Origin of the sequence: Serratia sp. JSRIV002, assembly GCF_019968725.1 — a bacterium.
GTDB classification, from domain to species: domain Bacteria; phylum Pseudomonadota; class Gammaproteobacteria; order Enterobacterales; family Enterobacteriaceae; genus Chania; species Chania fonticola_B.
The window spans coordinates 1,054,877-1,066,702 of record NZ_CP074143.1; the positions used below are offsets into that span (position 1 = coordinate 1,054,877).

Consider the following 11,826-nt stretch of genomic DNA (forward strand, 5'->3'; position numbering starts at 1 on the left):
TGATTGATGTTATTGAAAATAATCAGCGGTTTTAAATTTGTCATTGCGGGAGCCATTAACCCTCTTAACCTGTGCGTTTTACTGGGGGGGCTGAGCATACAGGCGTACGGTGCCAGTATCGCCCCACAGGCACAGGATACCAAGGTAAATATCACTTTTGATCGTATGAGCCTGCCGGCAAATATCTATATCTGGGAGCGGGTATTCGGCGGGAGTACTGATGATGGCGAATGTAATACGACTACTGATTGCAAAGACAAGGATATGATTAACGCCCTAACGTGCTATTCCGAGACCGATCCAACCAATGGTGCCTGTCAGGTAAAATTGTGGTGGTGGGATAGTCTTAACAATAATACTTCGAAAAATCTGACGCTGCGCTTTACCCATAGTAGTGGGAAAACCAAAAATTTACTGGTCACCTCTATTAAAGCTACGGGTAAACATAGTTCCTGGATCAGCGGCGCCGCTTTGGGTTCCCAGGGATTCAGTACTTTTATTCCCGCATCCGAGTTGAACAAACTATCTGATGCCGGTGTTTGGCGCGCTGAACTCAAGATGCAGGTGAAAGCCTGGGATGATTGCAGTGCATCTGCCTACGGTTGCCCAGGCATTTTCCGCGTTACCTGGAAGGCGAGTCTGACTCTTAACGTGACGGATTATGGTAATCATCAGATTTATCTACCCGCCTTCCCGACTTCGATACCGTCTGTTAACCTGAATCTGAATACTCGGCCAGGAGGCGATAGCGGCATGAACATCAGCGGTAGCTCCAGCCTGGATATGTGTCTCTATGACGGTATTGACTCGACCAGTAACCGCATCAGTCTGCTATTTCAGGATGAAGGCGCGACCGCTTCAGGACGATTAAGGGGGCGATTCTCCCTTTATCGCCGTGGTGGTGATAAAACCAAGGCCAGTAACCGGCTGGACTACCAGGTCAGCGTGATCAATCCCACCACTGGGGCAGTACAAGAGATCGCCAACGGCAAAGAGGTCATCTGGATCGATACCAATCGCCGTAATATCCAGCGGCCGGTGGTGTTACCTGGCGGTGGTGCTCCGACATTTTGCGTGCCGGCCCCGCTGACCCTGACAACGCCAGCCTTTTCAATGGCGGATAAAACGGCGGGGGATTATACCGGCCAGCTACGCATTATTTATACGCCAACCACCCAGACGGCCCCATAACCTGGGAATTTAACGACCCACCTCAGCTAATCACTCCAGCCCCTTTGCCGAGGGACTATCCTGCCCCGTTTGCCACTGATGACCGTTGAATTGTATAGTAGATCGCATAGTTGGCCATTTTGGCCAATACTATCAGCAACAGCAAGGCAAGCCTTGCTGTACCACGCAAATCACAATGGGTAACACGGTGGGTTGGGCTTACTATTGAAAATTTCATTAAAAACAGATAGATGTAATAAAATAGGGCAAAATCCTCGTTTTATCGCTTTCAGCAAGAAAGTTGTTTAACTGCAATATGAGAATACTACTGAGCAACGACGACGGCGTTAGCGCCCCGGGTATCCAGATACTGGCGGCGGCGTTGCGCGAGTTTGCCGAAGTGCAGGTGGTGGCCCCCGATCGTAACCGCAGTGGTTCCTCTAACGCGCTGACGCTGGAGTCGCCGCTGCGTACGCTGACGTTGCCCAACGGCGATATCGCCGTGCAGCAGGGCACCCCGACGGACTGTGTCTACCTTGGCGTTAACCAACTGATGCTGCCAGCACCGGAGATCGTGGTGTCCGGTATCAACGCCGGGCCAAATCTGGGTGATGATGTTATCTATTCCGGCACGGTGGCTGCTGCGATGGAAGGCCGCCATCTGGGGTTGCCCGCGTTGGCAGTATCGCTCAATGGTCATCAGCATTATGAGACGGCGGCGGTAGTCACCTGCCGTATATTGCGCGCGTTACAACAAGAACCGCTGCGTACTGGTAAAATTCTGAATATCAATGTCCCTGATTTACCGTTGTCGGAAATTAAAGGGATACGCGTGACCCGCTGTGGCAGCCGGCATCCCGCAGACAAGGTGTTTAGCCAACCAGATCCGCGTGGCCAGATGCTGTATTGGATCGGGCCGCCGGGGGATAAATTCGATGCGGGCCCAGACACGGACTTTGCCGCCGTGGATCAGGGTTACGTGTCGGTCACGCCTTTGCAGGTGGATTTGACCGCCTACGGGGCGCAAGATGTGCTATCAAAATGGTTGACCAAAGCAGAGGTTAGCGGGGAATGGTGAACAAACGCATACAAACGCTGCTGGCACAGCTGCGCCAGCAGGGTATCAGGGACGAACGGCTGCTCAAGGCAATCGAGAACGTACCGCGTGAGCGTTTTGTTGATGAAGCTTTAGCACATAAGGCCTATGAAAATACGGCACTGCCTATTGGTTCAGGGCAGACCATCTCGCAACCTTATATGGTCGCGCGCATGACCGAGCTGCTGAATTTGCAGCCAACCTCGCGGGTGCTTGAGATCGGCACCGGTTCCGGTTATCAGACCGCGATCCTGGCGCATATGGTGCAGCATGTCTGCTCCGTTGAACGCATCAAAGGGCTACAGTGGCAGGCCAAGCGTCGCCTCAAGCAGCTTGATTTGCACAATGTCTCGACCCGTCATGGCGACGGTTGGCAAGGCTGGAGTTCGCGTGGACCCTTTGATGCGATCATCGTGACGGCCGCACCACCGGAGATCCCGCAGGCGTTGATGCAGCAGTTGGACGACGGTGGCATTTTGGTGTTGCCGGTGGGCGAACAGGCCCAGGTACTGCAATGCATTCAGCGGCGGGGCGGTGAGTTTTCCATTGATGCCGTTGAAGCAGTGCGATTCGTTCCCTTGGTCAAGGGCGAACTGGCTTAGCCTGTGCAGATCAAAGTGACGGATAAATAAGTTGAATAATATTAATTTTCATTAGAATTGTTCCAGTATGTCGTTGTCTTATGGCGTGATCGTGCCAATGTGGCTAGCATTGGCACCACGGTTTTTTAGCTCCCTGGTGGGTGATCTTCTGGTTTTCAGGGATCGGCCGGGGAAACCTTGTGCTGTAGAACGATAAAGCTCGGCTACGATGTATAAGGTATTTTTTGATATTGCTGTCATGGGGGAAGCATGAGCACGGGAAGCCCAATGAGTTCTTTACGCCGAGTTGCGGTGTGTACGATGTTAAGTGTGTGGTTAGTTGGCTGTTCGGATAAAAATTCTACCTCGGCACCTATCAGCAGTGTCGGTGGTGGTGGAGCCGCCGCATCGGCTAACTCTGGTGGCGGCAACGCATCACAGGGGCGTATTGTTTACAACCGTAGCTATAACTCGATCCCTAAAGGGAGCTATAACGGTGGTAGCACCTATACCGTTAAACGTGGCGACACGCTGTTCTATATTGCCTGGATCACCGGCAACGATTTCCGCGATCTGGCCCAACGCAACAATATTCCACAGCCATACAGCCTGGAAGTCGGCCAAACCCTGCAGCTGGGGAGCGGTTCTGCCAACGGCGGCGGTGGGATGTTAGCTGGCGGTAATGGTACGGTGTCAAAACCGCCTTCTTCCACTCAGATACAAACTGCAACGGTTGATTCTCAATCAACGAACGCGTATTCTGATAACTCGAGTAAACAGAATGTAGGTAAAATGTTACCTGCATCAGGAGCCGTAGTGGCAGGCTCAGCCGCAGCTCCTGTTACCGCACCAGCCGCTACGCCATCGGCGAGCAGCACCGCCAGCAACAGTGCCCCAGTAAGCACCTGGAAATGGCCAACTGACGGTAAGATCATCGATAACTTCTCCTCATCGGAAGGTGGGAACAAAGGCATCGATATCTCTGGTTCCCGTGGGCAGCCGATTGTCGCTACCGCCGATGGCCGTGTAGTGTACGCAGGCAACGCTTTACGGGGTTACGGTAATCTAATCATCATCAAACACAACGATGATTACTTGAGTGCCTACGCCCATAACGACACCATGCTGGTCCGGGAACAACAAGAAGTGAAGGCGGGGCAGAAAATAGCAACGATGGGAAGCACCGGAACCAGTTCAGTACGTTTGCATTTCGAGATTCGTTACAAGGGGAAATCCGTAAACCCGCTGCGTTATCTTCCGCAGCGATAGATTGGGCAGAATGCGCTGTATTCTGCTCGCGGTATCACGGGTAGGAGCCGCTTTATGAGCCAAAATACGCTGAAAGTTAACGAGTTACATGACGATGCAGATTTCGATGAGAACGCCATGGAGGCTGAGTCATTCGATGAAAAAGCGCAGGTAGAAGAAGAGACCAGCGAGAATGACTTGGCGGAAGACGAGCTGTTGTCTCAAGGTGTTACCCAACGCGTATTGGATGCCACGCAGCTCTATCTGGGCGAAATCGGTTACTCCCCTCTGCTGACCGCAGAGGAAGAAGTATATTTTGCGCGGCGTGCACTGCGCGGAGACGTGCCGTCCCGCCGCCGCATGATAGAAAGTAACCTGAGGCTGGTAGTGAAAATTGCCCGTCGTTATAGCAATCGCGGCCTGGCGCTGCTGGATTTGATCGAAGAGGGTAACCTTGGTCTGATCCGTGCGGTGGAAAAGTTTGACCCAGAGCGCGGTTTCCGTTTTTCCACCTATGCGACCTGGTGGATCCGCCAGACGATTGAACGGGCGATCATGAATCAAACCCGGACTATCCGTTTGCCGATCCATATCGTCAAAGAACTGAATGTTTACTTGCGCACCGCGCGCGAGCTTTCTCACAAACTGGACCATGAACCCAGCGCTGAAGAGATTGCGGAGCAACTCGACAAACCGGTTGATGATGTCAGCCGTATGCTGCGCCTGAACGAACGTATCACGTCTGTCGATACGCCGTTGGGTGGGGATTCAGAGAAAGCCCTGTTGGACATTCTGACCGACGAGAAAGACAACGGGCCTGAAGACACCACGCAAGACGATGATATGAAACAGAGCATCGTCAAATGGCTGTTCGAATTGAACGCCAAACAGCGTGAAGTGTTGGCTCGCCGTTTCGGCCTGTTAGGCTATGAAGCGGCTACGCTGGAAGATGTTGGCCGTGAGATTGGCCTGACACGTGAGCGTGTTCGTCAGATCCAGGTTGAAGGCTTACGCCGCCTGCGTGAAATTCTGCAGATGCAGGGCCTGAGTATTGAGGCACTGTTCCGCGAATAAACGCGTTATAGACATAAACTAAAAACGGTGAGCATTGATGTGCTCACCGTTTTTTTATGCCTGCGATTTGCTGTGATTGACGGCGATTTACCCTTGTCTAGGGCAGAACGTCGTCGATATCTGACTTACACCAGGCTTTTCAGCCGGTAGATCCACTCCAACGCCTGGCGTGGCGAAAGAGAATCCGGATCCAGCGTTTCCAAGGCTTCAACTGCCGGTGACACCTCTTCGTTCAACAGCGTCAACTGAGTCGCATCCACCGTACCCGCCGCCGTCTGGCTGGAGAGACTCTCCAACTCACGTAACTTCTGGCGCGCACGCTTGATCACATCACGCGGTACACCAGCCAACGCCGCCACCGCCAAGCCGTAGCTCTTACTGGCAGCCCCATCTTGCACGCTATGCATAAAGGCGATGGTATCGCCGTGCTCCAGCGCATCCAAATGCACGTTCACCACGCCCTCCATTTTCTCCGGCAAGGTGGTCAGCTCAAAGTAATGGGTGGCAAACAGCGTCATGGCCTTGATGCGGCTGGCCAGGTTTTCTGCACAGGCCCAGGCTAAGGAAAGCCCGTCGTAGGTGGAGGTGCCACGGCCAATCTCATCCATCAACACCAGGCTGTTTTCCGTGGCGTTATGCAGAATATTGGCGGTCTCGGTCATTTCCACCATAAAGGTAGAGCGGCCAGAGGCCAGATCGTCTGCCGCGCCCACGCGGGTAAAGATACGATCCACCGGCCCGATGGTGGCTTTTGCCGCCGGTACATAGCTACCGATATGCGCAAGCAACACAATCAGTGCCGTTTGCCGCATATAGGTACTTTTACCGCCCATATTGGGGCCGGTAATAATCAGCATACGGCGCTGTGGTGAAAGGGAAACCGGGTTGGCAATAAAGGGTTCGCTTAGCACCTGCTCCACCACCGGATGGCGGCCATCGACTATACGAATGCCTGGCTGTTCACTGATGGTCGGACAGGCGTAGTTCAGCGTTTCGGCACGTTCTGCCAGGTTGGCCAACACATCCAGCTCGGCCAAGGCTCCGGCGCTCTGTTGCAGTTGCTCCAGGTGCGGCAACAGCAGATCGAAAAGCTCGTCATACAGCCCTTTTTCGATCGCCAAGGCTTTCCCTTTTGAGGTCAGTACCTTGTCTTCATACTCTTTCAGCTCGGGAATGATGTAGCGTTCCGCATTCTTCAGCGTTTGGCGGCGCACATAGTGGATCGGCACCAGATGGCTCTGCCCACGGCTGACCTGAATGTAGTAACCATGCACGCCGTTGAAACCGACCTTCAGCGTATCCAGGCCCAGCTTCTCGCGCTCACGGATCTCCAGGCGATCTAGATAGTCGGTAGCACCGTCGGCCAGCGCCCGCCATTCATCCAGCTCTTCGTTATAACCCGGGGCAATCACGCCACCATCACGGACCAGCACCGGTGGGGATTCCACAATGGCGCGCTCCAGCAGTGCCTGTAATTCGTCAAACTGGCCGACCTGTGACAACAGCTTTTGCATCTGTGGTGCATCAGCGTTTTCCAGCAGGGCGCGGATATCCGGCAACTGTTGGAAGGCGTGGCGCATGCGGGCCAGATCTCGTGGGCGAGCCGTGCGCAGTGCCAAACGGGCAAGAATACGTTCCAGATCGCCCACCTGGCGCAGTGGCTGCTGCAACTCGCTGCTCAATGGCTGCAATGCGGCGATAGCTTGCTGACGGTTGTTCAGCACCTGGACGTCGCGAGTTGGCATATGCAACCAGCGCTTGAGCATACGGCTACCCATGGGGGTAACGGTACGATCGAGGATGGCGGCCAAGGTATTTTCACTGCCGCCGGACAGGCTTTGGGTGATCTCCAGGTTACGGCGAGTGGCCGCATCCATGATGATGCCGTCCTGCTGGCGCTCCATGGTGAGGCCACGGATATGCGGCAGCGAGGTACGCTGGGTATCTTTGACATATTGCAGCAGGCAGCCCGCCGCGCGCAGCGCCTGATGGGCCTGCTCGACGCCAAAGCCGGTCAGATCGCGGGTGCCGAACTGCAGGTTCAACTGCTGGCGTGCGGTGTCCAGCTCAAATTCCCACAGTGGGCGGCGGCGCAGGCCGTGGCGCTGTTCGATCAGCGCCATTTGCTCGAAGTTTTCCGGGTACAGCAGTTCTGCCGGGTGGGTTCGTTGCAGCTCGGCCGCCATGGTTTCAAGATCTTCTGGCTGGGCGACGCGGAAGCGGCCGGAGCTGAGATCCAAGGTGGCATAGCCAAAGCCGCGGCCATCCTGCCAGATGGCGGCCAGCAGATTGTCCTGGCGCTCTTGCAGCAGGGCTTCATCGGTGATGGTGCCAGGGGTAACGATGCGCACCACTTTACGCTCGACCGGGCCTTTGCTGGTGGCCGGATCGCCAATCTGCTCACAGATCGCGGCCGATTCCCCAAGCTGTACCAGCTTGGCAAGATAGTTCTCCACTGCATGGTGAGGTACGCCCGCCATTGGGATCGGCTCCCCAGCCGAGGCTCCGCGTTTGGTCAGCGAGATATCCAGCAACTGAGAGGCGCGTTTGGCATCGTCATAGAACAGCTCGTAGAAATCCCCCATCCGGTAGAACAGCAAGATCTCGGGATGCTGCGCCTTAAGGCGCAGGTATTGCTGCATCATTGGGGTGTGCGAATCCAATTTTTCGTTGCTAGTCATAACGTTACCGTTTCCAATCCATTGAATTTAAATTTGATTGTGATATTCATTGGCATCATTGGGTATCACGTCGCCTCATTAAAAAAACCGCCAAAACGTTCAGGATGAGCAACAGCCAGCGCTGCTCAAATAAATCAATCGGTTGGTCAAGGGAACGAGCATATATGACCAGCAAACAGGCTGGCAAACCTTTGTCACTTAAAGCCTGCACAATGACCAAATCAACAGAAAAAAGCCAGACGGAACCCAGTAAGATCCGAAGGTTGCATGCCGTAGACCGCGGGATTGATTTTCAGCCGTTATACTAGCCCAGCGGGCAATAGGCTGTCACAGCCAAAAATTGGAAGCGCTACGCAAACTACGTTTGCAATGGCTCGTATGAGGTTGCAAGAACTAAAACAAATTGACAATGAAGGGCGCTGCCCTGATACAGAGTTGAAAGAAGAAAAGCAGGGTCGCTTGGAGTTTCGAACAAGATAAGTGCTAATGGCAGCAGTTCTCTACGATCCTTGATATACTGTAACCAATGGATGAGTTAATCAGGAGTCGCTATGAGCACTAACAAAAAAGAGCAGGTGACATACGCTAAGCCGTCTCGCACGGACATTGTGCGTTCTGTGGCGACGTCAACGGCAATTGAAACAGGCCAGCCCTCAGCCAAGGTTGAAGCTTCGCTGGCAGTTGCGCGCAAAAAGTTTGCGCATCTTCGCCTTGCCTAATCCCTTCTTAAAGCCTCACTGACCCAGTATTCATCGGCTCGTAGTCTAATGACATACCCGCGTGAATAGCCGAGATATACTGGGTTTTGTTCTGTTCCCAGCTTTGATAATCCAGAGGCTTATAGTCCCCCTGAACCGCCATCACATCGGCTAATAGTCGCGACAAACGCCCATTTCCTTCTCTGAAGGGATGGATGAGGATTAGTTCCAAGTGGGTTATTGCGATAGCTTCAATCAGCTTTTGTTCGCTCATGCCTGTACAGGGTGTGTAACGAGCGAGGTATTTCATATCGAACTCGTTCAGCAGTTTGGGCAGTTTGGGCAGTTGTGCGCAGGGAGCAAACATAAAGCCGCCTTTGCTGATATTGACGGTCCTTTCCTGTCCCGCCCACTCATAGATGTTGCCTAACCAGCGATGGTGCCAGTTTTTTAGCATCCCAACGGTGAGCTGTCCCAGCGGAAAGTGCTCTTCAAAAACAGACCGGTAGAGCTGCTCCAGTAGCACCAGCTCGGCATCATCGATCTCGTCAGGATCGGCAATCCCGAGTTTATTCGCTAAAACCTGTTCGTCAGAATCTTTCTCATACTGCCCTTCGCTGCCAGAAACGTGGTATCGGTTCATGAGTATGCTCGGGAGTGGTGACGGGTGGAGATGAAAGTATAGCGTTCAACCAGTTAAGTACAATACTCATAAAATCAGCCAGTTAATGGAGTGTCGGCGAAAGCAGGGTTTGTCCTTATTTTCTAAAATAATCGTTATTTATCAGTGCTAACCAATGACCAAATCAACAGAAAAAAGCCAGGCTGAACCCAGCAAGATCTGAAGGTTGCATGCCATAGACAGCGGGATTGATTTTCAGCCGTTATACTAGCCCAGCGGGCAATCGGCTGTCACAGTCAAAAATTGGAAGCACTACGCAACCTAGCTATTTAATGGTGATTAAGATTGCCATAGCGCAAGTCAATCAGAAGTGAAGGGGGACAGACCTCAATTAAACGTCACCAGCATTTCGGCAGCGGCGCTAACGTTGCCAAGCGGCAGATCTTTGCCCCCCGAACACAAGCGCCAGGTCACCTGATGGGTGGTATTCAGGCTGGTTTCCGCCTTGGTGATACGGCCGATTTTTAGCTGGCTATTATCGAACGGTAGCCCGCTGGTGGCACTGCAGCTTCCACTGCCGGTCACGCCGTTATCAATCTCACCGGTGATATAACCGTCGCCTTCGCGCAGCGCCAAACGGCTCGGGACTGATTGATACAGGCCGGTTAACGGCCGGAACTGCAGGTTGATATTGGCATCGATAAAGTCGGAGGATTGTCCACAACTGGTGATGAGTGGATAGGATTGCACGGCCAGCTCGGCCCCGGCCTGCGGGTCCTTCATCACGTTGCCAAAGGCGATTGAAATGGGGGTATTGACCGCACACTCGAGCGTGGATATGCGCAGCTTGATAGCGGACGGGAGGATTGAAGCTCTTCTATCCCCAGCCGCTACCTCTGAGAAACTGGCAGCATACATCTCCGGTAAGGTTATTTCGGCAGCCTTCTGTTGACCATCGGCAACCAGCACCCAGGTACCCGATATTACGGCAGCACGAGTCGTGGAAGGGGAATAAAAATATTCCTGAGAAGTCATTGCTGGCGGCAGGCACCAGCTATAAGCCTCAGGTGAGGTTACTTGAGTTCCGTTGCTGCTTACCCCTTTGGTTTCTGGCAGCCCCAGCGTACCGGATAGCAAAACGAAGCTGCCCATAAAGGTGTAATAGCCTACCTGACCGCTGGCTCTGGGTATGAGCCCCACGCCCGGTGCTATCTCTAGGGCTGGATAACCCGCAATGACCTTCAGAAAACCAGTCCCTTGGCAACTGCCCTTACTTGAAGAAACAGCCAATAGCCCGTGTTTGACATTAAGGCGTGCATGCTCCATAGAGCCACTTAAGCTTGCCGTAAACGGCAGACCTTCCCACAAAATCCCCGTCCCTTTACCCATGATAATGGTTTTTGCCAGAACGGCTGGTGGGGTCAGGCTCAATAACAGCGCCAGCAGGCCGAGTGCGCAGCAGCGGTGGCAATATAGAGTAGGCTTTGGCGTACTGGCGCTGTTTTTCACTTTATTGTCCTAGCTATGCTAATTAAACGTCACCAGCATTTCGGCGGCGGCACTAACGTCACCGAGTGGCAGATCTTTGCCGCCGGAACACAAGCGCCAGGTCACCTGATTGCTGATACTCAGGCTGGTTTGCGCCTTGGTGATACGGCCGATTTTTAGCTGGCGATTATCGAACTTCAGTCCGCTGGTGGCGATACAGCTTCCGCTGCCGGTCACGCCGTTATCAATCTCACCGGTGATATAGCCCCCGCCCTCGCGCAGGGCCAAACGGCTCGGGGCTGATTGATACAGGCCGGTCAATGGCCGGAACTGCAGGTTGATATTGGCATCGATCAGGTCTGAACTTTGCCCACAGTTGGTGATCAGTGGGTAGGATTGCACGCCCAGTTCGGCCCCGGCCTGCAGGTTTTCCATCACGCCACCAAAGGTGATTGAAGTGGGAGTATTGACCGTACACTCAAGCGTGGATATGCGCAGCTGGATATTGCTCGGGAGGATAGAGGCCGATAGGTCCCCAATCGACACCGATGAGAAACTGCCGGCATACATCACCGGGACGGTTATTTCAGTAGTCTTCTGCTGACCATCGGCAACCAGTACCCAGGTGCCTGATATTGTGGCTTTTCGAATATAGTTAGGGTTATAGTAATTGTTTTGGTATTTCATTGATGGCGGCAGGCACCAGCTAAAAGTATTAGGTGCGATTACTTGACTCCCGTCGCTGTTCCCCCCTTTGGTTTCTGGTAGCCCCAGCGTACCGGATAGCGAATCTTCCTTGAGGGAAGAATACCGGGCAAAGGTTGCATTACCGAAGCCTCTGGGAATGAGCCCCACGCCTGGCGCTAGTTTGAGTGCTTGATAACCCGCGATGGACGACAATTCATCATTGGGTTGGCACATATTGGAGTGTGAAGAGATCGCCAATAGCGCATACTTAGGAGTAAGGTCTTGTCTCCCTATCGTGCCACTTAAGGTGACATTAAACGGCAGGCCTTCCCACAAAATGCCTGTACCTTTGCCAATAGTAATGGTTTCCGCCAGTGCGGCTGGTTGGCCCAGGTAGGCTAACAGCAGTATGCAGGAGGCTTGGTAGCGGCGGTTTAGCGTATGTCTTGGTATGCCGGCGGTATCTTTCACTGTCACTTGT

9 protein-coding genes and 1 pseudogene are annotated in these 11,826 nt (G+C 53.4%); 6 read left to right on the forward strand and 4 right to left on the reverse strand.

What is annotated here, in order from left to right:
* The first annotated feature begins 6 nt into the window (after positions 1–6).
* The 5 genes from KGP26_RS04835 (at position 7) to rpoS (ending at position 5,169) form a co-directional block, all read left to right on the forward strand.
* Positions 7–1,191, forward strand: a complete 1,185-nt coding sequence (locus tag KGP26_RS04835) for a CfaE/CblD family pilus tip adhesin (RefSeq protein ID WP_223498905.1) — start codon at positions 7–9, stop codon at positions 1,189–1,191.
* 295 nt (positions 1,192–1,486) lie between these two features.
* Entirely contained in the window at positions 1,487–2,248 is a 762-nt protein-coding gene (surE, locus tag KGP26_RS04840; protein WP_094982108.1) for a 5'/3'-nucleotidase SurE, read from the forward strand.
* On the forward strand, positions 2,242–2,868 hold the full coding sequence (locus KGP26_RS04845) for a protein-L-isoaspartate(D-aspartate) O-methyltransferase (RefSeq protein WP_115160389.1): 627 nt from the start codon (positions 2,242–2,244) through the stop codon (positions 2,866–2,868). The genes surE and KGP26_RS04845 overlap by 7 nt, the downstream gene beginning before the upstream one ends.
* Positions 2,869–3,135: 267 nt before the next feature.
* Entirely contained in the window at positions 3,136–4,116 is a 981-nt protein-coding gene (nlpD, locus tag KGP26_RS04850; RefSeq protein ID WP_172413947.1) for a murein hydrolase activator NlpD, read from the forward strand.
* A gap of 54 nt (positions 4,117–4,170) precedes the next feature.
* On the forward strand, positions 4,171–5,169 hold the full coding sequence (gene rpoS, locus KGP26_RS04855) for an RNA polymerase sigma factor RpoS (protein ID WP_024484093.1): 999 nt from the start codon (positions 4,171–4,173) through the stop codon (positions 5,167–5,169).
* Between the two features lie 125 nt (positions 5,170–5,294).
* Here rpoS and mutS read toward each other — a convergent pair whose 3' ends face one another.
* The gene (gene mutS, locus KGP26_RS04860; RefSeq protein WP_223500876.1) at positions 5,295–7,850 is read right to left on the reverse strand and encodes a DNA mismatch repair protein MutS; all 2,556 of its coding nucleotides are present in this window, start codon (positions 7,848–7,850) and stop codon (positions 5,295–5,297) included.
* Between the two features lie 551 nt (positions 7,851–8,401).
* Here mutS and KGP26_RS04865 point away from each other — a divergent pair.
* Positions 8,402–8,569 (forward strand): hypothetical protein, encoded by a 168-nt coding sequence (locus KGP26_RS04865; RefSeq protein ID WP_172413946.1) that lies wholly within the window; start codon positions 8,402–8,404, stop codon positions 8,567–8,569.
* Here the strand turns inward: KGP26_RS04865 and KGP26_RS04870 are convergent.
* The 3 genes and pseudogenes from KGP26_RS04870 to KGP26_RS04880 all read right to left on the reverse strand — a co-directional run bounded on the left by KGP26_RS04870 (position 8,566) and on the right by KGP26_RS04880 (position 11,816).
* Positions 8,566–9,191, reverse strand: a pseudogene (locus KGP26_RS04870) (Fic/DOC family protein). The gene KGP26_RS04865 and the pseudogene KGP26_RS04870 sit on opposite strands and share 4 nt — an antisense overlap.
* A 366-nt stretch (positions 9,192–9,557) precedes the next feature.
* Entirely contained in the window at positions 9,558–10,679 is a 1,122-nt protein-coding gene (locus tag KGP26_RS04875) for a hypothetical protein (RefSeq protein WP_223498907.1), read from the reverse strand.
* Positions 10,680–10,697: 18 nt separating this feature from the next.
* On the reverse strand, positions 10,698–11,816 hold the full coding sequence (locus KGP26_RS04880; RefSeq protein WP_223498908.1) for a hypothetical protein: 1,119 nt from the start codon (positions 11,814–11,816) through the stop codon (positions 10,698–10,700).
* Between the last annotated feature and the right edge of the window lie 10 nt (positions 11,817–11,826).

What these genes read in the sequence shown, in the direction of transcription:
- nlpD (WP_172413947.1), top strand. Translation starts at nt 3,136, where the DNA reads ATGAGTTCTTTACGCCGAGTTGCGGTGTGTACGATGTTAAGTGTGTGG.
- KGP26_RS04845 (WP_115160389.1), top strand. Translation starts at nt 2,242, where the DNA reads ATGGTGAACAAACGCATACAAACGCTGCTGGCACAGCTGCGCCAGCAG.
- KGP26_RS04835 (WP_223498905.1), top strand. Translation starts at nt 7, where the DNA reads ATGTTATTGAAAATAATCAGCGGTTTTAAATTTGTCATTGCGGGAGCC.
- surE (WP_094982108.1), top strand. Translation starts at nt 1,487, where the DNA reads ATGAGAATACTACTGAGCAACGACGACGGCGTTAGCGCCCCGGGTATC.
- KGP26_RS04865 (WP_172413946.1), top strand. Translation starts at nt 8,402, where the DNA reads ATGAGCACTAACAAAAAAGAGCAGGTGACATACGCTAAGCCGTCTCGC.
- mutS (WP_223500876.1), bottom strand. Translation starts at nt 7,850, where the DNA reads ATGACTAGCAACGAAAAATTGGATTCGCACACCCCAATGATGCAGCAA.
- rpoS (WP_024484093.1), top strand. Translation starts at nt 4,171, where the DNA reads ATGAGCCAAAATACGCTGAAAGTTAACGAGTTACATGACGATGCAGAT.